General features: G+C 49.1%; 18 protein-coding genes. 12 read left to right on the forward strand and 6 right to left on the reverse strand.

The window, feature by feature from the left end; all coding sequences use genetic code 11:
• Nucleotides 1-5 precede the first annotated feature (5 nt).
• From WBJ53_RS18220 to WBJ53_RS18260, 9 genes are all read left to right on the forward strand, one after another.
• Nucleotides 6-620, forward strand: coding sequence for an isochorismatase family cysteine hydrolase (locus tag WBJ53_RS18220; RefSeq protein ID WP_338868701.1), 615 nt, complete (start codon nt 6-8; stop codon nt 618-620).
• 205 nt (nt 621-825) lie between these two features.
• Nucleotides 826-1791, forward strand: a complete 966-nt coding sequence (locus WBJ53_RS18225; RefSeq protein WP_338868703.1) for a YihY/virulence factor BrkB family protein — start codon at nt 826-828, stop codon at nt 1789-1791.
• A gap of 263 nt (nt 1792-2054) precedes the next feature.
• Nucleotides 2055-2648 (forward strand): sigma-70 family RNA polymerase sigma factor, encoded by a 594-nt coding sequence (locus WBJ53_RS18230; protein WP_338868705.1) that lies wholly within the window; start codon nt 2055-2057, stop codon nt 2646-2648.
• Nucleotides 2649-2747: 99 nt separating this feature from the next.
• On the forward strand, nt 2748-3866 hold the full coding sequence (locus WBJ53_RS18235) for a FecR domain-containing protein (RefSeq protein ID WP_338868707.1): 1119 nt from the start codon (nt 2748-2750) through the stop codon (nt 3864-3866).
• A gap of 262 nt (nt 3867-4128) precedes the next feature.
• A complete protein-coding gene (locus WBJ53_RS18240; RefSeq protein WP_338868709.1) occupies nt 4129-7548 on the forward strand; it encodes a TonB-dependent receptor in 3420 nt (1139 codons plus the stop codon).
• A gap of 84 nt (nt 7549-7632) precedes the next feature.
• Nucleotides 7633-9096: a RagB/SusD family nutrient uptake outer membrane protein gene (locus WBJ53_RS18245; protein ID WP_338868711.1), complete on the forward strand. Its 1464-nt coding sequence runs from the start codon at nt 7633-7635 to the stop codon at nt 9094-9096.
• Nucleotides 9097-9193: 97 nt separating this feature from the next.
• Nucleotides 9194-10621, forward strand: coding sequence for a glycoside hydrolase family 30 beta sandwich domain-containing protein (locus tag WBJ53_RS18250; protein ID WP_338868713.1), 1428 nt, complete (start codon nt 9194-9196; stop codon nt 10619-10621).
• A 214-nt stretch (nt 10622-10835) separates the two neighbouring features.
• Nucleotides 10836-11162 carry a hypothetical protein gene (locus tag WBJ53_RS18255; RefSeq protein WP_338868715.1) on the forward strand — a complete coding sequence of 109 codons (327 nt, stop codon included), beginning with the start codon at nt 10836-10838 and terminating at the stop codon, nt 11160-11162.
• 403 nt (nt 11163-11565) lie between these two features.
• Nucleotides 11566-12411 (forward strand): retropepsin-like aspartic protease, encoded by an 846-nt coding sequence (locus WBJ53_RS18260; RefSeq protein ID WP_338868717.1) that lies wholly within the window; start codon nt 11566-11568, stop codon nt 12409-12411.
• Nucleotides 12412-12602: 191 nt separating this feature from the next.
• Here WBJ53_RS18260 and WBJ53_RS18265 read toward each other — a convergent pair whose 3' ends face one another.
• Nucleotides 12603-13457 (reverse strand): alpha/beta hydrolase, encoded by an 855-nt coding sequence (locus tag WBJ53_RS18265; RefSeq protein ID WP_338868719.1) that lies wholly within the window; start codon nt 13455-13457, stop codon nt 12603-12605.
• Nucleotides 13458-14524: 1067 nt separating this feature from the next.
• Here WBJ53_RS18265 and WBJ53_RS18270 point away from each other — a divergent pair.
• Together WBJ53_RS18270 and WBJ53_RS18275 are read left to right on the forward strand one after the other, a co-directional pair.
• Nucleotides 14525-14854, forward strand: a complete 330-nt coding sequence (locus tag WBJ53_RS18270) for a hypothetical protein (protein WP_338868721.1) — start codon at nt 14525-14527, stop codon at nt 14852-14854.
• Nucleotides 14855-14910: 56 nt separating this feature from the next.
• Complete coding sequence (locus WBJ53_RS18275; protein ID WP_338868723.1) at nt 14911-15570, forward strand: hypothetical protein; 660 nt, start codon at nt 14911-14913, stop codon at nt 15568-15570.
• Nucleotides 15571-15768: 198 nt separating this feature from the next.
• Here WBJ53_RS18275 and WBJ53_RS18280 read toward each other — a convergent pair whose 3' ends face one another.
• The 3 genes from WBJ53_RS18280 to WBJ53_RS18290 form a co-directional block, all read right to left on the reverse strand.
• Nucleotides 15769-17262 (reverse strand): glycoside hydrolase family 32 protein, encoded by a 1494-nt coding sequence (locus WBJ53_RS18280; protein WP_338877206.1) that lies wholly within the window; start codon nt 17260-17262, stop codon nt 15769-15771.
• A 59-nt stretch (nt 17263-17321) separates the two neighbouring features.
• Nucleotides 17322-18218: a carbohydrate kinase gene (locus WBJ53_RS18285; RefSeq protein ID WP_338868725.1), complete on the reverse strand. Its 897-nt coding sequence runs from the start codon at nt 18216-18218 to the stop codon at nt 17322-17324.
• Nucleotides 18219-18284: 66 nt separating this feature from the next.
• Nucleotides 18285-19604: a sugar porter family MFS transporter gene (locus WBJ53_RS18290; protein ID WP_338868727.1), complete on the reverse strand. Its 1320-nt coding sequence runs from the start codon at nt 19602-19604 to the stop codon at nt 18285-18287.
• 627 nt (nt 19605-20231) lie between these two features.
• Here WBJ53_RS18290 and WBJ53_RS18295 point away from each other — a divergent pair.
• The gene (locus WBJ53_RS18295) at nt 20232-21329 is read left to right on the forward strand and encodes a fasciclin domain-containing protein (protein WP_338868729.1); all 1098 of its coding nucleotides are present in this window, start codon (nt 20232-20234) and stop codon (nt 21327-21329) included.
• A gap of 58 nt (nt 21330-21387) precedes the next feature.
• Here WBJ53_RS18295 and WBJ53_RS18300 read toward each other — a convergent pair whose 3' ends face one another.
• Nucleotides 21388-24186: a substrate-binding domain-containing protein gene (locus tag WBJ53_RS18300; RefSeq protein ID WP_338868731.1), complete on the reverse strand. Its 2799-nt coding sequence runs from the start codon at nt 24184-24186 to the stop codon at nt 21388-21390.
• 169 nt (nt 24187-24355) lie between these two features.
• Complete coding sequence (locus WBJ53_RS18305) at nt 24356-25918, reverse strand: RagB/SusD family nutrient uptake outer membrane protein (protein ID WP_338868733.1); 1563 nt, start codon at nt 25916-25918, stop codon at nt 24356-24358.
• Between the last annotated feature and the right edge of the window lie 49 nt (nt 25919-25967).

A 25967-nucleotide genomic window follows, 5' to 3' on the forward strand; every position in this document is an offset into this window, starting at 1 on the left:
GTGTTATGGCCTCAAAAAATGAAGATTTACACGGAAATGCGCCCGATTCATCGCCGGTGGCATTGCTGATTATCGATATGATTAACGACCTGGAGTTTCCGGGTGGCGAGCAACTGCTTGAACCAGCCATAACAGCCGCTCATAATATTGCCCGTCTGAAAAAACAGGCCAAAGCCCTGAAAATTCCGGTTATTTATACAAACGACAATTTTGGCCGATGGCGATCCGATCTGAATGAACTGATCGACCATTGTTTGAACGATGGTGTTCGGGGGCAGCCCCTGGCCGAACTGCTCCGCCCGGAGCCGGATGATTATGTGGTTCTTAAACCTAAACATTCGGTGTTCTATGCTACCACACTAGACGCACTTCTGACCTACCTCCAGGTTGGGCAACTCATCATTACGGGTATCAGTGCCGATGTGTGCGTGCAGTTTTCGGCCAACGACGCCTATATGCGCGACTACGACCTGTATGTGCCCGCCAACTGCGTGGCCAGCGACTCAGAAGAACATACCCAACTCGCTATCGACTATATGCAGCGTGTATTGGATGCTAACATAACGGTTGCCGAAAAGCTCAATCTTAGCTGCCTGCTAAAACAATCGGCCACAATTTAAAAACCAAATCAGCCACACACCCGCTATAAGACACTCCCGGCCAGAGAGTCATTCCGTCTCTTAAGGCCAAATCGCTGGTCAATAAACGATGGCATTTGTGGGTCAATGGTTTGTTTTGGCAACAACCCGCCGTTGTTTGAGTTATTTGAGTAACCCTAACCAACAAACTATAAGTCGATTAGGGCCACACAAACTCACGAACGTTATGAAGACTAAGACCGAAAAACTTTCTTTCTCCAACATATGGGTTATCCTGAAAGACTCCTTCAATGGCTTTCAGAATGACCGCTGCCTCAAACTAAGCGCAGCGTTGGCCTACTACACGGTTTTTTCGCTGGCTCCATTATTGGTGCTGGTTATCTCGCTTATTAGTATTTTTCTGGGGCAGGAGGCCATTCAGGGACAGATTTTCTCACAGATCAACGGCCTGGTCGGCAACGAAGCAGCCCAGCAGATTCAGGACATGATCAAAAATGTGCAGTTGTCGGGCAAAACCAACATCGCCCTGATCATTGGCATCGGTACATTATTGGTTGGAGCTACCACTATTTTCGTCGAAATTCAGGATTCGGTCAATATAATCTGGCGCGTAAAAGCAAAACCCAAACGGGGCTGGCTTAAGGTGATAAAAGATCGGCTGATTTCCTCTTCCCTGATTGTCAGCCTTGGTTTTCTGTTACTGGTGTCGCTGATTGTCAATGGCATTGTGCTGGCCCTCAGCGATTTTCTGGCCCGCTACATTCCCAGCCTGGGCGTGGTTATTATCAGCGGATTTAATTTTGCTCTCAGTACGGGTGTGGTTGCGGTTTTGTTCGGGGTTATTTTCAAAGTACTACCCGACGCTAAAATTGCCTGGAAAGACGTTCGCTGGGGCGCTTTTTTTACGGCATTACTTTTCATGCTGGGCCGGTATCTGATTGGCCTCTACATCGAAACAACCAGCACCAGTTCAACCTACGGAGCCGCCGGATCGCTGATCGTTATTCTGATTTGGATCTATTATACAGCCGCTATTCTCTACTTCGGTGCCGAATTTACGCAGGCTTATGCCAACCATCTGGGCGTTCGCATCCAACCGGCCGACTATGCCGTATATGTCGAACAAACAGAACGCGAACGTAATGTTGCGGCCATTCCAACCGAGCAGAAAGTAGCACAGACGTCTCACTAAAACAAGCTGTTAGGGTAGGGAGCAGGCATTTACCGATAACAAAATCAAATGCTTTATCGGTAAATGCCTGCTCCCTGCCCTATTTTCGTCCGCAACTAGCCGTCCACAACTAGCCGTCCACAACTCACAACTTAGTTAGCGTGCACACGCTATCCCTGATGCAGCGTTCAGCAATTTTTTAAGACAGAATGAAGCTTTTTTGCGTTGAAATTGTTGCCTAAAATACAACGCGTCCTGCCGACACATTAAGATTACCTGTTTTCATGTCCGTTTCTCCTAGTCTTCTTCCCGACGACGACCACCAGTTGTGGCAGCAATTTCGGGAGGGCGATACCGTAGCGCTGGGCCTGCTGGCCAAAAAATATTACCAAACGCTGTTTCGCTACGCCACAAAGTTCACCAAGGATACAACCCTCATTGAAGACGCTATTCAGGATATTTTTCTGAATCTGTGGGAACACCGCACTCATCTCAACGACACCTTTTTCGTTAAGTTTTATTTACTCAAAACCCTGCGGCATCATTTTATTAAACAGCATCAGAAACCCCTGCCCATCAGCGAACGTCTGACTAGCTGGTTCGATGTCAGCGACGATAACGGAGCCGAAAGCCGGATCATCGATGAAGAAAGCTGGCAGCTTACCCGGCAACAGTTAACAACTCGCATGGCCGACCTCTCCAAACGGCAGCAGGAAGCCCTCTACCTTCGGTATTACGAAAACCTGACCTACGAACAGATTGCACAGACGATGGGCATCAACTCCCAATCGGTTGCCAACCTGCTTCAGAACTCGCTCAAACGCCTGCGCGACCACTGGACATACTTTCTGCTTCTTTATTATTCGCTGTTTTTGTGAGTGTTACGCGCCGAACAAAAATTTTTCTTAAAAAAATTAAGTATAAAGCCATTAAACCAGGATAATCCATTGTAACAGGGCTACTAACTGCCTTTTTCAATGAAAGATTATCAATTCTTCGAGTTTGCCGATTTCCTGGAGGACGTATCCTTTCGACGCTGGGTCTATCACCCTCGCCCTCAGGATACGGAGTTCTGGAACCAGTGGCTGGCCGATCATCCCGAAAAGGAAGCAGCAGTTGGTCAGGCTCGTCAACAGCTTCTGACCATCAGGGGCAATCTGCCCACACTGTCGGAAGACTACATCGACCAGAAAGTGGCGCAGATTATACAACAGGTACAGACACCAGACAATTCTGTTGAGAAATCCCTTCCAATTGTCCGGCGGTTTAGCCCAGTCTGGTATTCTGCGGCTGCATCCGTAGCGCTATTGCTGGGTACGTTCTGGATCTATCAGAACCAGCTCAAACCCAAACCTGCCGAAACAGTTTATACACAACTGATCCAATCGGCCATTGAACCCCTACAGGAAATTGACAATACGAGCCATCTTCCCAAAAAGATTACCCTTGCCGATGGTAGTGTTGTTTTCCTCTACCAGAACAGTCGATTGAGCTATCCGAAACAGTTTGACGGCAAAAGCCGCGAAGTTTACCTGACCGGGCAGGCGTTTTTTCAGGTTCATAAAGACCCGTCGAAGCCCTTTCTGGTCTATGCCAATGAACTGGTTACCAAAGTACTCGGCACCAGCTTTTTCGTGAAAGCCTATGAAAACGATCAGCATGTGCAGGTTACTGTCAGAACCGGAAAAGTATCGGTATTTGCCCAATCCGACAAACAGGCTAACACGCAGAAAACCAGCCGCGAACTGGGCGGCATGATTCTGACGCCCAATCAGCAGGCTACGCTGGTCCGGTCGGATAAACGCCTGCTGCGAACGTTGGTCGCAAATCCTGTACGGATCGATAGCGACACCCAAAGCCTCACTAAATCCTTTATATTCAAACAAACGCCTATTGCCGAAGTAGTTGCGGCATTAGAGCGCGCCTACGGAGTCGACATAGTCTTCGATGAAGCCCTCATGGCTCATTGTACCCTTACCGCCCGACTAGACGATGAATCGCTGTTTAAAAAGCTCGACTGGATATGCGCCGGTACTGAATCCAGCTACGAAGTTGTAGACGGCCAGATCATCATCAGCAGCCGGGGGTGTGAGTAAGTATTCGGTTTACGGCTTGTGGTGGCTTTGCACAAGAAAGGCCTATACTCATAAGCAGAGCAACCATAAACCGTAAACCACAAACCGTAAACCAGATTTCGTCTATGACATAAAGCATCCAGAACGATACAAAAAAGTCGCCGGTGCGCCAACACCGACGACTCAAACAGATTCCGTACGATGTCGCCAAACATCGGCCTCCGGGAGGCTAACGGAGCTTTTTTGCCAATTCCCCAAGAATCAACAATAAGCGTCAAAAATTATGAAAAACAAACGACAGTTGCGTGAGCAAGTCTTAAAAATCATGCAAATTAGTCTACTACAGTTTGTTCTGGCCATCGTGTTTGCTGGTGTTTCGCTGGCCCACGACAGCAACGGTCAGGAACTTCTCGACAGACGGATTAATCTTACCTGCACCAACCAGACGGTTGAACGTGTGCTGGAACAAATTGAAAAAACGGCCCAGGTTCGTTTTCTATATAGTTCAGAACTGATCCGTGCCGATCGTCGGGTTAGCTTTTCGATCCACAACCAGCCCTTGTCGATGGTACTCGATAATCTGTTGAAGCCACTTCAGATCAATTACGAAGTAGCCAGTCAGCAGATTATTCTAAAACGGGCTACACCCGCCAGTTCGGAAGCAAAAAGCCCAAACGTCGAACGGGCCGCCCTCACCGTATCCGGCAAGGTAACCAGTGATGCGGGAGAAGCGCTGCCCGGCGTAAGCGTTGTGATTAAAGGCACCACAACAGGCACGGTAACGGATGTGAACGGTAACTTTACGTTGAACGTCCCAACCGATAATACCACACTGGTTTTTAGCTTTGTAGGCTTTCAGACCCAGGAAGTTCCTGTAAATGGCCGGTCGACGTTAACCATAACCCTGGCAACGGATGTACAGGCACTCTCGGAGGTCGTTGTAGTCGGTTATGGTACACAGCGTCGGCAGGAGTTAACGACAGCCGTTACGTCGGTGGGTAGCAAAGCCATCGAACGCCAGCCCGTTGCGGGTTTCGATCAGGCACTCCAGGGCCAGGCGCCGGGTATCCAGGTTACGTCGCCTACCGGTGCCCCAGGTGCCGGAATCAACGTTCGGATTCGGGGTAACAACTCGGTCAGCCTCACCAACTCCCCCCTGTATGTGATCGACGGTGTGCCCGTTCTGCCTACCTACGACCGTGAATTAGGCGTTGGTAATCAGCGTCCTAATCCGCTAAATACGCTAAACCCAAGCGATATTGAATCGATCGACGTTCTCAAAGACGGAGCCGCTGCTGCTATTTACGGGTTGCGGGCTTCCAACGGCGTTGTGGTGATTACAACCAAACGCGGTAAAACCGGCAAAGCTCAGGTTAATTTCAGTGCATATTATGGCGTTCAGCAATTGCGCAAAAAAATTCCGCTGCTAAACTCCCGCCAGTTTGCCGAATATTATAACGATGCGCAGCTTGCGGCAGGCAACCAGCCCGCCTTTACGAACCTCGACTCGTTGCCCTACAACACCGACTGGCAGGATGCCATTTATCGGCAGGCTGCAATTCATAACTACCAGATCAGCCTGAGTGGTGGTACCGACAAAACTAAATACTATGTGTCGGGTGGCTACTTCAAGCAGGACGGTATTTCACTGAACTCGGGCTTCGATCGCTACAGTTTCAAACTGAATCTGGATCAGCAAATGAGCACCCGTTTCCGGCTGGGAGCCAGCCTGAACATGAGCCGTACGAATACCAACGGTAGTGTTCGTTCTGAGCTGGGTGCGGGCAACTCGGGAACAGTGCTGGGCGCACTGGCTCAGATTCCGACCATTCCGATCCGAAATGCCGATGGCACATATAGCATCAACCCATTCCAGCAGTTCGACAACCCGGTAGGGAACCTGCTCGAAACCCACAACAATGCTGTCATTTATCAGATGATTGGCAATGCCTATGGAGAGCTTGACATTCTGAAAAACCTGACCTTCAAGAGTTCGCTGGGTCTGGATTTCCGGTCGCAGCTCGAAAACGAGTTCATCTCGCGCAACTATCCGGGAATGCAGAATGCCAGCCCGTCGACTCGTGGCAGTGCCCGCACAGGTACGAACCAGCAAGTGGTCTGGCTGTGGGAAAATACCTTTACCTACGACCCAACTATTGGCGACAAACATAACCTGACGTTGCTGGCGGGTCAGTCGGTACAAGCCTCCGACCGATTCACGTCGGGCGCTTCCGTAACGGGTTTCCCATCGAATGCCGTACCTTATCTGTCGGCCGGTACGCAGTTTACACGTCCATCGAGCTATCAGGATCAGTGGGGTTTGTTCAGTTTATTTGCCCGGGCTATTTATAACTACGACGAACGCTATCTGGCTACGCTGAGCTTACGGGCCGACGGATCGAGCCGGTTTGCACCGGGTAATCGCTTTGGCTATTTCCCAGCGGTATCGTTGGGCTGGCGAGTATCCAGAGAACCCTTTTTCCCACAAAATGCCGCCATCAACGACCTGAAAGTACGGGCCAGCTTTGGCGCCAACGGGAATCAGGAAATTGGCGCCTACGATCGGTTCAGCACCTATAGCTCGGGGTATAACTATGCCAGTGCCAGCGGCATTTCGGGCGGTATTGCTCCCAGCCGAATCGGCAATAACCAGTTGAGTTGGGAAACCACTTACCAATACAATGCGGGTATCGATGCGGGTTTCTTCAAAGATCGGCTGACGGTTACGCTCGATGCCTATCTGAAACAGACCAAAAACCTGCTCACCAGCGTACCGCTCCCCTACAACGCCGGAGCGCAGACACCACAAACCGTTCAGAATATTGGTACTGTTCAGAACAAAGGATTCGAAATTGGTCTGAACAGCACCAACATCCAGAGCGAAGGCAATGGCCTTACGTGGTCGAGCAATCTCAACTTTTCGCTGAACCGCAACAAAGTGGTCGACATCGGTACGCTTCGGAACGATCAGGGACAGGAAGTTGACCGAACCATCATTGGCAGCTATACTATTACGCAGAAAGGGGCCCCGCTGGGCGCGTTCTATGGCTATGTTGTTCAGGGTATTTTCCAGACTGCCGACGAAATTGCCAGTGCCGCCACTCAGCCGGGGCAGCCAAAGCCAGGCGACATTCGTTTTAAAGACCTCAACGGCGACGGCAAAATCGACGCCAGCGACCGGACCATTATCGGCAATCCGAATCCGAAGTTCATTGCTGGTTTTACGAACAACTTCTCCTACAAAGGATTCGAACTGAGTTTATTCTTCCAGGGAAGTTTCGGCAACGACATCTATAACCAGAACCGGGTAACGATCGAGGGCATGTCGGACCCTCTCAATCAGACAACGGCAGTGCTGAACCGCTGGACGCCGACCAATACAAATACTAACATGCCCCGCGCCGTTCGGTATGACCCCAACCAGAACAACCGGTTCTCGACTCGTTTTGTGGAAGATGGCACCTACGTTCGTCTGAAAAACCTGACCGTTGCCTATAACCTGCCGGGCAAGTTCCTGCAAAAGGCTAAAATCAGCGGTATCCGGGTGTATGTGACGGGTCAGAACCTGCTCACCTTCACCAACTACAGCGGTTACGACCCCGAAGTAAGCGCCGATCCATTCTCGTCGGTCGGCTTTGGCCGAGACTATGGCGTATATCCACAGGCGCGCACCTACACGGCTGGTCTTAATGTCACATTTTAATAATTGAGTGATTGAATGATTGAATTGTTGAATGAATGCTCCACAACAATTCAATCATTCAATCACTCAACAATTCAATCATTTATGAAACGTCTTATCATATTTTGCATTCCTTTCCTGTTTTTGGCGAGTTGTAATGTGCTGGACAAACAACCGTTGCCAAGTATTACACCCGAAAACTTTTTTAAGACTGCCGACGATGCCGAAGCTGCACTAACAGCGGCCTACGATGCCCTGCAACAAACGGGCGTATACGGTCAGGACCTGAACGTAGTAGGCGAGATGCCATCCGACAACGTAACCAGTAGCAACGGCGACGTCAATGCAATGGAACGCCTGATCTGGACACCACTTACCAGTCAGATGAACAACACCTTTCAGCATGCCTATATTGGTATCAACCGGGCCAACGCTGTTTTGCAGTATGTTCCAGCTATCCAGATGGATACAACGCGCCGGAATCAGATTCTGGGCGAAGCACATTTTCTGCGGGCACTGCATTATTTCAACCTGGTGCGGATGTATGGTGGTGTACCGCTGCGACTCGAACCAACCGAATCGGGCGATGCGGGGGTGGTCTCGCTGGCAAAGGCAACAGCCGATCAGGTATATGCTCAGGTGATAACCGATCTGCAACAGGCGGAGGCTCTTACGGCAAAAGGTTTTGGCAGCCAGGCGGCTAACCGAATCCGTATCATCAAAACAGCAGCCAATGCCCTACAGGCACGAGTTTATCTGACCCGGCGCCAATGGAACGAAGCAACAATAGCGGCCAATAAAGTAATTACGAGTGGTTTGTACCAGCTATCGCCAAGTTTCAACGCGCTGTTTCCGCCCGACAATAATGCCGAATCGATTGTAGAAGTACAGTTTGCGGGTAATGCCGATGGGGGGTTCATTCTACCCGATTTGCTGCTGCCATCGCCCCCCGCTACCTATTCGTTTCCGAAATTCAATATTCCTACAGCCGAACTAATCCAGTATGCCGATACGCTGAACGACCTGCGCTGGAAATTTACGGGTGAAATAACGTCGGCAGGCCGCAACCATGCCAGCTTTGTGATGGGCACATCGAGCAATGCCAACGACAGTGGTCCGTTCGTTTATAAGTGGCGTAGCAATCCGAATGCCTTCAACAGCCCCGACAACTATTATGTATTGCGGCTGGCCGATGTGATGCTGATGTTTGCCGAAGCCTCGAACGAACAGAATGGCCCAAATCAGGATGCGCTTACGCAACTGAACACCATTCGTACACGGGCGGGTTTACCAGCTCTCACGCTGGCCAATCTGGCCACCAAACAAGCCTTCCGCGATGAGGTAGACCGCCAGCGTCGGCTGGAGCTGGCTTTTGAAGGAGAGCGCTGGTTCGACCTGCTTCGGTATGCCCGCCATACACAGGCCGATGCGGGAGCTACCCATAAGGTTACGGCGCTGGACATTATTGAGCAGATTCGCGGCAATCGGGATGTGAATTACCTGCTCTTCCCGATCCCACAAAGCGAAATCAACAACAATGCATTGATTCAGCAGAATCCGGGGTATTAATTTGTTCATCGTTTATGGTTGCGCTGCTTATTTAGGTCCTGAACTGGCAGCGCAACCATAAACGATAAACCATAAACTCTAAACCACCTACCGTTCTATGCATATGACACTAAAACAAAACACGCTGGCCTTTTCGTTGCTGGCGCTGGTTTCACTGGGAAGTGGTTGCCAGCGAAATACCCTCAGCCAGCATTCATCAGGCGGTGTAGAATTCTGGCTTACCAACCCCGACCGGTCGTCGTTGTTTGCCAAACAACCAGGAACGCTCACGTTTAGTGATGCCACCAATCAAAACCCCACCATCGATGTCGATGAATCGAAGACGTTTCAGTCGATTGATGGATTTGGGTATACCCTGACCGGAGGAAGTGCCATGCTGATTCATCGCATGGATGCGAAAGCACGGGCGGCCCTGCTGACTGAACTCTTCTCGACCCAGGGCAACAGCATTGGCGTTAGCTACCTGCGCATCAGCATCGGCGCATCGGACCTCGATGACCACGTTTTTTCGTACGACGATCTGCCCGATGGCCAGACCGACGAGAAACTCGAAAAATTTTCGCTGGCTCCCGACCGCGAACATCTGATTCCGGTACTGAAGGAAATTCTGGCGATCAACCCGAACCTTAAAATTCTGGGCTCACCCTGGTCGCCACCCACCTGGATGAAGACCAACAACAACTCGAAAGGAGGAAGCCTGAAACCGGACTTTTATGACGTCTATGCCCAGTATTTCATCAAATACATTCAGGGTATGCAAGCTGAAGGTATCCGAATAGACGCCATCACGATTCAGAATGAACCACTGCATCCGGGCAATAACCCCAGTATGCTGATGCTGGCGAACGATCAGGCCAAATTTATTAAGACAAGTCTGGGCCCTGCTTTCCAGAAAGCGAAGATAGATACCAAGATTTTTCTGTACGATCACAATGCCGATCGACCCGACTATCCGATTTCGATTCTGAACGACCCCGAGGCTAGAAAGTATGTCGACGGATCGGCTTTCCATCTCTACGCAGGGCCTATTACGGCACTATCGGAAGTACACAATGCGTATCCTGACAAGAACATATACTTTACCGAGCAGTGGATTGGTGCGCCCGGCAATCTGAAAGGTGATCTGGCGTGGCATGTTAAAACACTGATCATTGGCGGCACCCGCAACTGGAGCCGAACCGTGCTGGAATGGAACCTCGCGGCCGACCCGAACCAGCAACCACACACGCCCGGTGGCTGCACCGAATGCCTGGGTGCCATTACGATCGATGGCAATACCATCACCCGCAATCCGGCCTATTACAATATTGCCCTGGCCGCCAAATTCGTCCGTCCGGGTTCGGTACGGATTCAGTCGAATACGTTTGAAACCCTGCCCAACGTTGCGTTTAAAACACCCGATGGCCGCAAAGTTGTTGTGGTGCTTAACACCCAGGCGTCAAACCAGGCGTTTAACATTCGTTACCGGGGGAAACTGATGAGTACGTCACTACCGGCCGGGTCTGTTGGAACCTATTTCTGGTAATAGCCATCATTGCGTTCATCGGTGAAAAATCCAGATTCAGCCAGACAATTCTGGCATTGGTCGATTTGTTTTTTTATCAATGCCAGATTGTTGTCAATTTTAAGAAATAACAAGATGAAGCATGTGACGTCATCTTATTTTCTTTAAATGCTTAACGGTTTAAGCAACGGTATTACGATTCGTTTTATCCTTGCTTAACGAATGATCAATGCTTATGTTAACTGCTAAAAAATATGGAATTCGTCTTTTAGTTGATAACAAACAAATTCTGGTTAAATCGGTGGGAGGCAATCTCTTCCAATCCAGAAACTGGGAGTTTTGGGGTGAGTATGATGAAACAGGCCGCCTGATCGGTCATCCGGTGCGGTCGCTGATAGCAAACCAGGCGCTTCCCGAAAATACCGACGAAAAAGTTACACTTCCCATTCATGGGGTTGCCTCCGATGTGGCCGAAATTGTTAGTCAGCAACTAAATAGCACAGCTTTTGTTGAAGCTGCCATTCGGGAAAAGTATGAACGTGAACGCCGATCGGTTTATTAATCACGTTCTTAATCCGGCATAGTTGCTCAGGAAATCGCCTGGGGAAGGAAGCAAAGGCTATACTTCCCCAGGCGCTTTTTAACAGGAACGGTTTCCCTGTTTTCAGTGGCGATGTTGGGCAGTACTATTAATTTTTCAGCGAACTTCGGGCTGGTTTTTTATCTTCCAGGACGTTCGCCAAAAGCCAGTCCAGTGTACGATGCACGGTGGTTAGTTTACGCATAATGAGCGAACCGTGGCACGTTTTTTTTGCAAAAATTCTGTAATCACCTACCATGTCTTTGCTTGCCATCGTTCGGGTTTAAAGGCCGACTCCCGACACCGACGGCACAACACAATCCGGGGCGGCTTTTTATACACTCCTACAGAACGTAACTTGTGCTCTAATGCCAACTTGTCCCGTATGAATTCCAGCCGACTATCCATCTTCACTGTGCTATTGTTGATAATAAATCTGTTGGTCGTCGATCGGCTGGCTACCAGTCAACCCATTCGGCAACAAAACCCGATTACTATCCAGGACGGTTTGATTTATGTACAGGTTCGGGTCAATGGACATGGGCCGTATAATTTTATTCTCAATTCAGGTGTATCTGGCATAGGGCGCATCGACCAGCGTATTGCCCGAGAACTTGGGCTAAAGGTGGTGGGCTACCAGGAAAACCGGGAAGCCAATCAGGTAAAGCGCGAATTTCTGGTTACTATCGACAAGCTAAGTGTAGGCCAGCTTACTCATACGGATCTGAAACTGGCCGTTATCAATCATAACGAAATTCCCAGAGAACTCCCTATTGACGGTATGATCGGCCGGGATTTTTTTACGCGCTACCTGATCACAATGGATGGGCCTGCCCGTCAGTTAATCGTATCGGCCGATACGCTGTCTGTGCGGGCAAAAGGTGTTAGCCGCTATAGTAGCCCTTTCCTGATTTTGGGCAAACTCGGCCCCAAAGATCTCCTGTTCAATCTGGAGATGGGTTCCAGCCTTCCGCTCCTGTTCCCAAAAGCGTCGCTCATGGGTATTCATTATACGGATACCACCAACCAACGGGTTGTTACCCTGGCCAACACAACGTTTGTACTACAGGAAGCTATTCTGCATGATGAACTGATACTGGGCGGAATCAGACTAAAAGATCAGACAATATACTACTCCGACAAAGCCCACCAGATCAACGTGGGCGTCGATTTTCTGAAAGAACATATCGTCTCGTTCGATCAACGAAAGAAACTGATTCGGATTGAATAAGACTGAGCTGTTGTTTGCGTGAATTGTGCAGGCCCATGGTATCTTGCCTGCTTCGGGTGAATCGGCGTAGGTAAGCCAACCGTTGACGCATCAGTTTGCCGGCAGGAAACCGATGGCGAACAAGCAGAAGAATAGGCGCATAGCTATGCTTGTGGACAAGGAGACAATTCTGGCTCGATCAAAACGTCAGGTCAGTTGAGTTTTGCCATACCTTTGATGGATCGGTAGGGTGTTTTGAAAAAATCGCTGACGATCTGATTAAACAGATCCTTGTACGCGATCAGGGTTGAATGGCCGGAATGAGGCAAAATCCATAAATACGACTGCGGAATAGCTTCGGCAATTGCCAGTGTGTGCGTTGGCAGAATTACGTCATGATCGCCACCAATGACCAGAGTTGGGCAGTGAACTTTTTTCAAATTGGCGGTTTCGATATGTGGGTGGAGAATCATAAGATTCAGCAGCTTTTTCTGCGCTTTTACAGCCGGTGTTTGCTGCACTCTGGCCAAACTGTCGTTCATAGACACAATCCACTGAAAAAGAGAAGGGTCTATAGCCGTAGTATCGGGCCATAAGTTTGCCCCCGTAACGGCCAATTTCTTTACTTTTTCGGGATGGCGCATTGCCAGCAGCAGCCCATTGATGCCACCATCGCTCCAGCCAATCACGTAGCATGAATCCAGATGGAGTTTGTTGAGCAGCGCATTGAAATCGTCGGCCATCATTTCGTAGGTCAGCGAATCGCTGGTATCGGTTGAGTTGCCCTGCGCACGACTATCGACCGCAATCACCTGATAGTTTCTGGCAAAAAACGGGATCTGATTTTTGAAGTCGTTCATAGACCCACCGTTACCATGAATCAGCAGGAGCGGTTTACCGGTTCCATATGTTTCATAATACATCCTGAAACCACGAATGTTGGCATAGTTACCCACACGGGCATTTCTGCCATAGACGGGTTTCGCCGGGGAAGGTACAGGCAATGTCGATTGGGCAACGACAGAAAGTGCCCACATCGATGCGATCAGGCAAACGAATAGCCTCATAGTGTTGATTAGATTTCTGGTGCTACAATATACCGAACTCCGCGAATTTTAGGTGTTTTATGTGCTAATCAATCAGGCACAAACGAATATGCCAAGAGCCTGCAACATCCATCTATCGGCTCTTCGGTCCAATACACTTTACCATTGCCTTCTTTCTGCTCGTTACGCAACCCGAGTCACCTCAGTTGATTGAACAATTATTGCGGCTATTACTCGCCGGGCCTTGGTCTGTTGCCCAGGACAACTACCTGACTATGAGACTACTATGATGAATTACGAGTAGCTTTTTATGCTTTTTTCGCCCGTTTTCCTAACAATTGGAATGAGGAAATGGCCCAAAATAGGTGTTAATACATAGGAATACGGCAAGAATCACTTGTACAATTTACTTTTTCACAGAAAAATCAAAGGCAGTTATTGCACTTTACCACTAATAGCAAACTATTCCCGACCGGCTTTTAGTTTTATAGATAAAAAACCGGGTATAACAGCCTACATTTTTATACTGATTATAAATAACTTATAAGTATCATGCATTCATCATACACGCTAAACCAGGGAAATAAAGTAAAAGCTATCGGAGTATCTATTTGTACTTTTTCACGTTTATTCATAGCTGGCTTTATTCGCAATAATTCCGATGTTTTTGAGGGGTTTCTCCGCATGGCAACCCCATTTGGTGGCAATGTACTGGGCAATCGCCGGTAGATCGTCACGTCATTCTGAGCCAGTGTCTTTCCACTGAAACTAACCAACGCATCAGGACATGGCCCAACCGTTGATTTCACGAATCGACATCAACGCAACGAAGCTTTTGCAGGAAGGTCAATTCAGATTGATCTCATTGCAAGGGTATCCAATTCGGATGAGCCTCTTATCTGATTAGATCGTTGGTTTTCCAGCCGACACCTTCAGCCTATGGCTCCCCAGGGATGTTCTCTGTTAACCAGGATAACAACAGCCCTAAAGCCTTTCTAAAAATATTGATTTCTAATTTGATTGGTGACGTTTCCGATTGATTTCGAGTCAATATAAAGAGGCTTTGGACATGAATCCATTTCATTGTTATGAACCGTTTTTCAGTCATATACCTGCATCGAAAGCAGTATCATCATCTATATAGTGCCACTCAGGCCGAAGCAGATGCTCTTTTAGCAGAGCTGGCTTCCCGAAAAGGGCACACACCAATTGGCAGTTACGACGCTAAAACTGAGCTCTTCTCCTGGAAACCCGATTTGCAGCAACACTACGATCAGGCAACCATTGAAGAGCAGGGAAAATCGGGCGACTACATGATTCGAATTGCTCAGGAGCTACGCCAGCACGACCAGTCTACGGCCGAACAACGGCTACAGGCGATGGCCCAACCGCAGCTTTTTAGTACAAACGAAGTGTAAACAATCTGTTAGCCTCTGCCCATGGCTATCAATCAGACTCCAGAAACGCATTATCAATGCAAACCCCCATACAGGATGTTCTAACAGAAAGTCTGTTCGACATCAACGAAACACTACAGGAGCAATTTTTGCAAACTTCGCAAACTATGCTCGCCTATCCGGCCTTGCTGGCTGGGTATCGAACGGTACAGGATAGCCTAAGCGACCCGGTATTCAGTAATTACCTGAGCGTCTTCGTCAACCACGCCGTTTCAGCACTCATTCCAGCCGCCGAAACGGCCTACCGAACGGCCTTCACTTCGGAACTGCTTACCCGGCTGGTCTACGCGACCGACTCGCTGGAAGACATCTGTGCCGACGGAGCCTCAAAACTCCCCGAATTCCTGCTGCCGATTCTGGTCAAACTGTCGGAGCAGAACCGCCCCTACTGCCTGGCCTTTTTGCTGGCAGCCTACGGCCATTATTTGCGTACATCTGTCGATGACAAAGGCGACCCGTATGCGGTTAGTGAGCCGCGCCTAACGGAAACGGACTGGGATAAAATCAATGACCACGATGAGCTTTCTTTACTGGACATTGAACCATTAGTTTCGGCAAACTTGCGGGCGATTCCGCATTTTTCGGCTGCGTATAAGCTATTCCGAAAACAGATCGCCATTTATGGTGTCTCGTTTACGCTGCGGCAATCGATGTGCACGTTTTTGGAACTAGCCTGAACGGCCAGTAGAGCAACGTCGTTAATCTGAAGGCTATTACTGGTCACATCGAACCGCCGAAGCGGAGGCACAAAGCGCCCACAGAAGTAGTCTGATCCAATGGGATTGCTGATAAATGGGATTGCTGATATATGTATCCGCTTTTTGTGCCCTCTGCGTCTCTGCTTCGGCGGTCCTGCTGTGAACACGAAGACAAGCTCAATTTATAGAGACAGACGGAGTCAGTTTGGAGTAGGTTATTTTATTGATGGTAATTCCTGTTGCTGATTTCAGGTGCAGCCTGGTCATGACTGCATCTGGAAAAAAGATGTCGGTCATAACCGTAAGGCCGTTGTCGGCAAACAACTCAACAGAGGCCACGTCGGCCACCAATGTGAGTGTCAGGTTGCTATCGGTCGCTAACCTTGGCGCTGTATGTCGTTTTCCGAAGCCTTTTTCAAAATCTGTTTTGCCCGATTGCGTTCGGTCGATATAGTATTCGTTCGCTTGTTTGTTATAGCCGATGGTTAGCTCTTCACCTTTGTCATTGGCCAGCACAAGAGCGAAATCGGCCGTATTCGGGGCCGACAGGTCTAGTCGAAATAACCCTGTTTCGTTTTTAGCTTTAGCCGTCAGGTCAAACTGATTATGCACGGTCAGGTTTTTCAGCGAAAACGCGGGAACATCCAGCTTGTTCAGCTCGGTAACCGGTGTCGATGCAAGAAACAACTCTTTACCTACCGCTTTTAACTGAAGCATTCGGGGAACGGTCATGGCGCTGCGCCAGGAGGCTGTTGGCACCACACTCGCATACTGCCAGTTACTCATCCAACCCATCAGAATTGTTCGGTTACCCGTGTTTGAAAACGTAACACCGGCATAATTATCGGTACCGTAATCCATCCATTTGGCCTGGGTTGAATAGGGTTTAAAGTGGTGTCCATCGAAATCTCCCACAAAATATTGCGTGGCCGATCCACCGTTAGGGCCTCCAGGGTTGATGCTAACGAGCAATACCCAGGCTTTTTTTCCATGGTAGTCAAGCGGAAACAGATCAGGACACTCCCAAACCCCGCCATGCGCTCCTGACTCCTTCCCGAATTCGCTTTCTTTCGACCAGTTTTTGAGATCGGGCGACGAAAAAAAAGTAACCCGATCTTTAGTAGCCAGTGTCATTACCCATTTTTTCTGCGGCTCGAACCACCGAACTTTCGGATCGCGGAAGTCGGTAATACCGGGGTTCTGTACGACTGGATTGCCCTTGTATTTGGTCCAGGTTTTGCCTTCGTCGAGACTATAAGCAAGGCTCTGGTACTGAAATTTATCGGATTTCTGCTTCTCCAGAGCCGGATTATGGTGCGTAAAAATGGCAACCAAAGGTGTCTGACCATTTTTACCAAAACCCGTGGTGTTGTTCACATCGACGACAGCACTCCCCGAAAAAATATAACCAAGGCTATCGGGGTAAAGCGCAATGGGCTGTTCGTGCCAATGCACCATGTCCTTGCTGGTGGCATGGCCCCAGTGCATAGGCCCCCAGGTTGTACCGTCGGGATAATATTGAAAAAACAAATGGTATGTCCCGTTGTAGTAGACCATGCCATTCGGATCGTTCATCCAGTGTGCTTTGGGCGAAAAATGAAACTGCGGCCGGTGCGCTTCTGAACCAGAAGCTGCGGCTGACTGCCCCAATGCGCCAACAGTAGCACACATTGCTATGAGCAGCGAAAGAAACCCAATCTGTTTATGCATAGCAACTGTTATTGTCTGGTCTAGGCTACCTGAGCAGCCTGCTCAATAAATGCCTGAATCGTGTTTTCCGAAAAGTTGGGAGTTGCGCCCTGTTTTGTTGCCACATAAGCGCCGGTTGCACAGGCAAATTCAAGGACTTTTTTCGGCGATTCGCCCCGAAGCTTTTTATACAGGAAAGCCGCCAGAAACGCATCACCGCTTCCGATCGTATCGGCCACTTTAACCGGAAAACCTACCTGACTGTATAGCCCTGTATCATCTAACAACACGGCTCCCGCTTCGCCCAGGGTTACGCATAAGGTTTCGAGTTGATAGCGGTCGCGCAATTGGTGCATGGCACCATGCAGGTCATTCTCTTCGCCATACCATCCCGACAACTCGATCAGTTCGAACTCATTGAGTTTGGCAATGTGAGCCTGAAACAGGAGTTCTTCTACCGTTTCGCGATCGTAGTGAGGAGCCCTAAGGTTTACATCAAAAACTTTCCGGGGTGCAACAGCCAGCAGTGCATTTAGCGTTTCGCGCGTTTGTGGGCTACGGGCGGCCAGGCTCCCATACACAAACAGATCGCTCTGCTGCACCGTCTGAAGCAGGCCCGGCACAAGCTGAACATAATCCCAGGCTACAGGCTGCACGATTTTATAGGTAACCTCATTACAATCCGAAATATTTGCTTTGGCCACACCAGTCAGATGAGTTTCACCGATCTGCACCAGATAGAGCGGAATATGTTTCTGGGCCAGAAATTTCAGCATTTCCTGCCCAAGTTCGTCATTGCCAACGCGGCTGATCATCTGAGCATTCACGCCAAAATTGCGCAGATCGGCAGCCACATTCATAGGTGCACCGCCGGGTTGTTTACTGGTAGGAAGTACATCCCACAGAATTTCGCCGAAACAAGTGATTGTTGGTATCATCGTTAGTTGTCAGTAGTTATTGATCAGTAGTTATTGGTCTTTCGTCAGTAGAAGCGTAACAAATAACTAATGACCAACGAATGTCCGTTCGATTTTTTCCAGGCTGGTCCCTTTTGTTTCGGGCATTAACCGAAGCACAAACAGGAGCTGGAGTACCATCATGACGGCGAAAAAAAGAAACGTATTTCCTCCGCCAGCGTGTTCGGCCAGATAGGGGAATGTAAACGTAATAATTGCCGCCATGAACCAGTGTGTAAAGCTACCCAATGCCTGCCCACTGGCGCGTACTTCGTTCGGAAAAATTTCCGATATAAACACCCAGATCACGGCTCCCTGCGAAAAGCCGAAGAAGGCGATGTAAGCAAACAACAGCAGAGGTACGGTCATGCCAAAATCCTGTACGTAAAAAGCACGGGCAACCAGGGCTAGTGTTACAATCAGCCCTATCGATCCTACTTTCATCAGCGTTCGGCGGCCATAACGATCGATCAGATTGAGCGAAATAAGGGTAAAAATAAGGTTGATCAGACCAATTCCTGCCGACGACAACAGGGCCGAACTTTTGCCGAGGCCAGTCATCTCAAAAATCCGGGGCGCATAGTAAATGATGGCATTGATGCCCGATACCTGATTGAAAACGGCAAACAAAACAGCCAGCATGATGGGTGTGCTATATCGTTTCGAAAACAGATGGGCCGTTTGTTGCTGCCCGGCATGTTGCTGCAAGGCCAGAAGGGTCTCTTCAGCCGTTTCAGGATCAATCATAGTCAATACATCGCGGGCAGCCGCAACATTACCTTTCTGTAACAATAACCAGCGTGGACTCTCCGGAATATTGAGAACCGCAATCAAGAAAATCAGCGACGGAAACGCCTGCACGCCCAGCATCCAGCGCCACGATTCATCGCCTAGCCCTTCCAGCAGAAAATTGGAAAGATAGGCGATCAGAATACCCAGTACCACATTGAACTGAAACAGGGCAACCAATCGACCACGCGATTTAGGCGGTGATATTTCGGTGATATACATTGGGGCAGCCACCGATGAGGCACCCACTCCTAACCCACCCAGAAAACGAAAAATCAGAAAAATATGCCAGTTAGCCGCCAGTGCCGTCCCCACCGATGCCGCCAGATATAGAACAGCAATCCAGAAAAGCGTTGTTTTGCGCCCTAGTTGCTGCGCTGGAATTCCGCCCAGCATCGACCCCAGAACAGTTCCAATCAAGGCAATCGAAACGGTAAGCCCATGCTCCCACACGCTCAATTTCCACAATACCTGAAGCGATTGTTCAACACCGGATATAACAGCCGTATCGAATCCAAATAAAAAGCCACCCAAAGCTGCCGTGATCGACCAGAAAAAAATTCGTTGTTTTTGATGCATGTCAGGCTTAGCAGAACCGGGTCAGTTGCCGGTTCCTGAACCAAACTTACCACATTAATTAGGCCCCGGCTTTTGCTATTCGTTCAAATACTTTCGAAATACCAACAAAATGCCAACCAATTCATAATCAAATAGTTACCATTAAGTTTAAAAATTTATCTTTTGATTTTGTTTCGTCGTTTTTTGATTATGTTTCGGTCGAATCAGCGGTTGAACAGGCACCTGACGCCCGGCAATGATCGACTCCATTAATTAATGACCTGGTCTACTTAGCTACTTTTCTTTAAGCCCAACTTCCAGAAAGTCAGAGAAAGGAGCTGAAGTAGCGATTTGGTTGCTAAACATTTAGCTATCGATGCAATCGCAGACCGTGCTGAGCTGATGGGGCATGTACCGCTTAATCAGTTATTACTGGTTACAAAAAATAGGATTATTACAAGATAAATTAAACAAAATCAAGTAGTTACCTAAAATTTGTCGATAGCTGCTCCGTATTTGTGACTTATCCCCAATGCAACATCGCCCCCAAAAGCCTGTTCTTATTAGGTAGTCTTGTACGTATCTCGGCAAGACGGGGTATGTAACAGACGACTGTTGTTCCATCTGTTCATTTTAATTACTCAACGTATGAACCATTCAATTCGCACGTACTTAAAACAGAGTACGTTTGTTCTACTGCTTGCAGCATCGCCTTTACTTTTTAGCTGCAACGACAATACCCCTGACCCTACTGGCGGAACCGGTACCACCCCTCCCGGCTCAGGCACCAGTACAACACCCGGATCGGGCACATCGACAACGCCCGGATCAGGGACCAGCACAACACCCGGATCGGGCACTAGCACAAATCCTGGCTCCGGCACTCTGGTTGTTGTTTCAACAGTTGAATATATCGGGCAGAAAAATAATCTCAATTTCCTACAGGCTGCCATTGACCGGGCCGGGTTGACCAGCGAGTTCAACAAAGGAAACCTTACGGTTTTTGCCCCTTCAGATGATGCATTCAAAGCTGCGGGTTATGCCAGCGAAGCAGCCGTTTCGGCTGCCCCCGCTGCCGATATTGAGCGTATTCTCCGCTATCATATCGTTAATTCCCGCATCGACCAATCGGCTATACCGACCGCCGTCAATACAACTTATCAAACTGATCTGGCCGATAATCAGCTTTCGGTCTATAAGGTCAGTATGAGCGACATTAGCGTTAACCAGGCCAAAATTGTTGAAGGCGACAACCCGACCACGAACAGTGTTGTTCACATTATCAATCAGGTACTGATGCCTGCCACTGTCAATCTGGTTGCGCTGGCGAAAAACAATGCCAATCTTTCATTCTTCTCGGCCGCTGTTGATCGGGCAGGTTCGAGCGTGCTGGATGTGCTGAACAAAAACACTCAAAACGGCTATACAGTGTTTGCACCAACCAACGATGCCTTCAAAGCGGCTGGCTATGCTGACGAAGCAGCCATCAAAGCGGCCGATCCGAAAGTTCTTGCCGATCTGCTCCTCTATCATGTGCTGACATACAGTGCCTATTCGCAGACCTTCCAGAATGGTGCTACCATTGTAACGGCACAGGGAGGCAGTGTTCAGACGAATGTTAGCAACGGCAAGGTTACCATACTAGGTAAAGGAAATGGTACTAATGCCGCCACAATTACGCAGGCCGATCAGGTAGCTTCCAACGGTGTGCTGCACGTTATTGACCGGGTATTGCTGAGTAAATAACTGAGTTGATTCATTTCGTTAAACAGAGGCCAGCAATCAGTGCTGGCCTCTGTTGCCTTTATACACGCATCGGCGATTTCCTGTATTCGGAGGGCGTTTTCTGGGTATGCTGTTTGAAAAATGTTGTGAAGTAGGCTGCCGAGCCGAAACCTGTTTCGGCCGCAATTTCAGCCATCGATTTATTGGTTTCTTTCAGCATATATTTCGCTTTTTTCAGCCTTACTTCAGCCAGATAATCGCTTACATTCATAGCAAGCAGTGCCTGTACTTTCCGGTAGAGCTGAACGCGCGACAATCCCATTTCGCGGCTAAGCTTTTCAACGCTAAATGTTGGATCGGCCAGGTGTTTTTCAATAAGAGCAGTCAGTTCGTTGAGGAATTTCTTCTCCTGCCGATTGGCCGGCTGCGGCAATAAATCGGCCGAATAACGGCGCTGCCATTTCGCCCGATTGGCCAGCGTGGTACGCAATGTTTCGAGCAGATACGTGCTGTTAAATGGTTTGGTGATATAGGCATCGGCTCCGGCACGGGTTCCTTCGATCCGATTTTCCATCTGCCCTTTCGCAGTCAACAGAATAACCGGAATGTGCGATGTGCGCGAATCTGCCTTTATCCGCTGGGTGAGCTGCAACCCATCCAGAGCAGTGCCATCCAGCATTACATCGCTGATAATCACATCCGGTACAATTTCCAGAACCCGCTCCCATCCGTTTTCACCTGTTTTTTCAACTACTACCTCAAACTCCTGCCCGAGCCGGGTTGCCAGAAACGTACGCAGGTCATCGTTATCTTCAACAATCAATACCGTACTTGCCTGTTTTGGTACATTTACTATCAATTCGCCCGTATCGTCCACTTCTTCGTCCAGCGTCAGTATTCGTGGCCGTATCACCGATGGCGATGCGGGTTTCCCCATCTCATCAGGACTTAAATGCTGATTACCCGTGGGCAACTGAATGGTAAACTCCGTTCCAATTCCTTTCTCCGACTGCACACGAAGTTCGCCCTGATGCAATTGAATAAACTCCATCGAAAGCGCGAGGCCTAAGCCTTTTCCAAGATTGAATGGTTTTGCCCCGCTAAAGAACAAATCGAAGGCATGTTCCTGTTCTTCCGGTGTCATTCCCTCGCCATTATCGCTCACCTGAATCTGTACCCAATTGTCAAGCAACGTTAACCGAACATGAATCAGACCGCCTTTGGGCGTATATTTAAAGGCATTGGATAGCAGGTTAAAGAGAACTTTGTCCAGCTTTTCGGCATCGAACCATACCGGCAGACTGGTTCTTTCGGGTATAAATTGCAGATCGATGCGTTGTTTTTGCGCCTTTCGGGCAAAGTCATGAACAATTTCCCGAACAAAGGCCACCAAATCCTGTTCCGATGCATGCAGCCGCTGCTTACCGGCATCCGTTTTGCGCAGATCCAACATCTGATCCACCAGTCGCAGGAGTCGATAGGCATTTTTTTGCACCAGCCCCAAACTAGTTTTCAACTCATGAGGGCTCACATTCTTTTTCTCCAGCAGATCTTCAGTTGGAGTCAGAATCAGGCTTAGGGGTGTGTTAAATTCGTGGGAAATGTAGGAGTAAAACCGTAGTTTTTCTTCGGTGGCCGCCCGTGCCTGCTGCGATACGGCTTCAATCTGATCTTTCTGATCAAGAATTTCCTGATTCTGCCGTTCGAGCGTTTGGTAAGCGGCCCGTTTCTGGCGAAACAGGTAAAGTGCCCAGGCAGCCAGCGCAATCACAACAATCAGACAGATCAGCGTAAAATAAAGTGTATTTTTTTGGGATGAATACGTTTGCGTGAGTTCTCTGATGCGCCGAATCTGACGGTTGATGTCGGTCTGTTGCGCCATAATCCGCTCATTCTGTAGCTTCATGATGCGTACATTCGTCGAATCGATGAGCGTAATAGGAAGCCGGTTTTCCCGTTTGAACGGTTGTTTATTCAGGATGGCAAGCGCAGTCTGAATGGCTTCTTTACCGCCAGTAGGATATAAGACCGTAGCACTGAGAATACCCCGGTCAACGAGATCGATACCTTCGTTTTTGCCTGGCAAGCCATCGACACCAATAATTTTCACCTGATTAGCTACTCCTGCCTGCTGACAAACCCGATACGCTTTCAGCGCTGTACGGTCATTCTGGGCAAAAATCAGTTGTAGGCCCGGTTTCTCTTGTAGCAACTTAGTCAATTTCCCGGCAAAGGAGTGCGTATCCCAGTCGCCTTCGAGTTTTGTGACCAGCCGGAGGCCCGGATGTTGATGAATAACTTCGATGAAACCGCGATGCCGGTCGATATCGGCCGAAGAGCCCGGCGACTCTCCTATTTCCAGCACATTGCCAGCCCCATGCAACAGAGCGTTTGCATAGATTCCTGCCGTTCGGCCTACCTCAACATTATCGGCACCAACATAAGCCGTATACTCGTCAGACGCGGTACGCCGGTCCAGAATAACGACGGGAATCTGCTGCTGGTAAGCTTTTTCAACAATGGGGGTAATGGGTAGTGCGGCATTGGGCGAAACAATCAGCAAATCGATCTGTTGCCCAATAAGTTTTTGAATCTGTTGTACCTGTTTTGCACTCTGCCCATCGGCATTTTCGACCAATAATTCGATTTCGGGGTTAAAAGACAGCTCGCGGTTCATGTCGTCCAGCATGGTTTTTCGCCAGGTGTCGGCCTCCGTGCGTTGCGAAAAGCCAATCCGAAATGATTTATTTTCAGTTGGCGATGTACACCCCGCCCCTACTAGGCAACAGAATAGAATGGGCCAGGTATTCAGGGAAAGCAAACGCCTACTCAGCAAAGTAAATCGGGACAGAACCCACGAGCAGACGAAATTTATCATAAGCAATAAGCGTACAGGCTTCCTGTATTCAACAAAGATAATGTATAAGTTTTTGGGCACAAATTAGCAACACAACAGGAGAAATCAACTTCACCTAATGGTATTAAAACAAAAGCCCTCCCATTGCTGAGAGAGCTTTTGTGGCAGCACGCATATTGATACGGACTAATTACACGCCTGGGTAGCCAGGGTTTTGGGGGCGGAGGTTCGGGTTATTCAGCATTTCCTGCTTGCCCAGCGGAAACAACAGGTGTTTTTCCTGCAATGCCTGTTTGGAGCTTTGGTTAACGTGTCCAACGAAGTCGTCGAAACCGTTTGTCTGCTCATTATAGACCTTCCGCAAACGAACCATATCGAACCAGGTGATTTGCTCGTAGCACAGTTCATGCCAGCGTTCGCGCCATACGGCTTCGCGGAAGGTCGCCTGTGTGTAGGTACCCAGTGCCGGAGTTGTCAACTGGGCCCGATCCCGAATCCGTTTGAAGGCATCGTAGGCTGCCTGCGTAGGTCCACCTACCTCATTCTGAGCTTCGGCGTATATCAGCAACACTTCGGCATAGCGGATTTGTGGCACATTCAGGTTATTGTTCCGCGTACCCGCTACCCCAAACGTACCATTGGCCGTACGGTTGAAGTGTTTGAAAATATACGGAGCCCCCAGATCGAACGGGGCACCGTTCCCATTCGTGAAGTAGGTAGTATAAAAATACCCTTCCTGATCTTTCGCCCGCAGATCGCCTGCTTCATACGACTTGTAGAACGATGATGTTGGCACCGTACTACCCGTCCCTGATGGACCGTTATAGGTCACCGGTTTAAAATTCGGATACATATTGTCCATTGGATTACCAGCTACCAGCGTGTTGTACTGAAGCATAAACAGGTGTTCAACCTTGTTTTTGTTGCTTTCCTTATGTACATCTTCATACGTTGGAAACAGGTTGATTGTCGACGGATTGGCATTGGCGTAGGTAATCACTTCAAATGCCTTGTCGGCGGCCAGTTTGTAGTACGAAGCCCCCTTGTTGAGCGGCTGACCGGCCATTGTCAGATAAACGCGGGCCAGTTGCGATTTAACCGCAGCCAGGTTCACACGACCACTCACATCCATCCAGGCCAGCCCGGCAGCTTCGGCTGCGGTCAGATCCTCAACAATGAGCTTGTAGACATCTTCCTGTTTAGCACGGGGCGGCTGAAAGTCAGCGGAGTTCGCCGTTTGTGGCTTGGTTACGAGCGGAATATCGCCCCATAGCCGTACTGCCGTAAAATAGGCCGTAGCACGCAGAAACCTGGCTTCGCCCAGAATTTTTGTCTTCTGAGCATCATCCATCGGCGTAATGGCAGGTACTTTATCAAGCAACTGGTTCGCCTGGGCAATAACCCGATACAGGCCATTCCAGTAGTTGACAACGTGCGCCGTATTGCCATCATACACCAGCCCATACAGGTTGTTGAGGTCGGAGTTCTGGGCCGTTTCGGTTGTCGACGTTCCCGTAGGCGCTTCGAGCAGTTGCCAGTTCGACGAGAAAATCCCGGCTCCGTCGCCCATAAACCGCATGTTGTCGTACACAGCGGCCAGGGCTGCTTCGGCATGGTCGGGAATTGTGTAAAAATTGTCGGGAGTCAGATTTGAGGGAGCTTTCTCAACCAGGAAATCCGTACAACCAACGGGGCCAAGCAAAACAGCGCCTAAAACCGCTACCTTACCTATATTTTTTGCGATAAACTTCATTGTAAATGTCTTAAAAAGATTTTGGAGTTAACTATCCTGAACCGCTGTC

The organism is Spirosoma sp. SC4-14, from assembly GCF_037201965.1.
GTDB lineage: Bacteria > Bacteroidota > Bacteroidia > Cytophagales > Spirosomataceae > Spirosoma.

What these genes read in the sequence shown, in the direction of transcription:
- WBJ53_RS18230 (WP_338868705.1), top strand. Translation starts at nt 2,055, where the DNA reads ATGTCCGTTTCTCCTAGTCTTCTTCCCGACGACGACCACCAGTTGTGG.
- WBJ53_RS18300 (WP_338868731.1), bottom strand. Translation starts at nt 24,186, where the DNA reads ATGATAAATTTCGTCTGCTCGTGGGTTCTGTCCCGATTTACTTTGCTG.
- WBJ53_RS18220 (WP_338868701.1), top strand. Translation starts at nt 6, where the DNA reads ATGGCCTCAAAAAATGAAGATTTACACGGAAATGCGCCCGATTCATCG.
- WBJ53_RS18235 (WP_338868707.1), top strand. Translation starts at nt 2,748, where the DNA reads ATGAAAGATTATCAATTCTTCGAGTTTGCCGATTTCCTGGAGGACGTA.
- WBJ53_RS18275 (WP_338868723.1), top strand. Translation starts at nt 14,911, where the DNA reads ATGCAAACCCCCATACAGGATGTTCTAACAGAAAGTCTGTTCGACATC.
- WBJ53_RS18250 (WP_338868713.1), top strand. Translation starts at nt 9,194, where the DNA reads ATGCATATGACACTAAAACAAAACACGCTGGCCTTTTCGTTGCTGGCG.
- WBJ53_RS18295 (WP_338868729.1), top strand. Translation starts at nt 20,232, where the DNA reads ATGAACCATTCAATTCGCACGTACTTAAAACAGAGTACGTTTGTTCTA.
- WBJ53_RS18245 (WP_338868711.1), top strand. Translation starts at nt 7,633, where the DNA reads ATGAAACGTCTTATCATATTTTGCATTCCTTTCCTGTTTTTGGCGAGT.
- WBJ53_RS18255 (WP_338868715.1), top strand. Translation starts at nt 10,836, where the DNA reads ATGTTAACTGCTAAAAAATATGGAATTCGTCTTTTAGTTGATAACAAA.
- WBJ53_RS18240 (WP_338868709.1), top strand. Translation starts at nt 4,129, where the DNA reads ATGAAAAACAAACGACAGTTGCGTGAGCAAGTCTTAAAAATCATGCAA.
- WBJ53_RS18305 (WP_338868733.1), bottom strand. Translation starts at nt 25,918, where the DNA reads ATGAAGTTTATCGCAAAAAATATAGGTAAGGTAGCGGTTTTAGGCGCT.
- WBJ53_RS18290 (WP_338868727.1), bottom strand. Translation starts at nt 19,604, where the DNA reads ATGCATCAAAAACAACGAATTTTTTTCTGGTCGATCACGGCAGCTTTG.
- WBJ53_RS18265 (WP_338868719.1), bottom strand. Translation starts at nt 13,457, where the DNA reads ATGAGGCTATTCGTTTGCCTGATCGCATCGATGTGGGCACTTTCTGTC.
- WBJ53_RS18270 (WP_338868721.1), top strand. Translation starts at nt 14,525, where the DNA reads ATGAACCGTTTTTCAGTCATATACCTGCATCGAAAGCAGTATCATCAT.
- WBJ53_RS18260 (WP_338868717.1), top strand. Translation starts at nt 11,566, where the DNA reads ATGAATTCCAGCCGACTATCCATCTTCACTGTGCTATTGTTGATAATA.
- WBJ53_RS18225 (WP_338868703.1), top strand. Translation starts at nt 826, where the DNA reads ATGAAGACTAAGACCGAAAAACTTTCTTTCTCCAACATATGGGTTATC.
- WBJ53_RS18280 (WP_338877206.1), bottom strand. Translation starts at nt 17,262, where the DNA reads ATGTGTGCTACTGTTGGCGCATTGGGGCAGTCAGCCGCAGCTTCTGGT.
- WBJ53_RS18285 (WP_338868725.1), bottom strand. Translation starts at nt 18,218, where the DNA reads ATGATACCAACAATCACTTGTTTCGGCGAAATTCTGTGGGATGTACTT.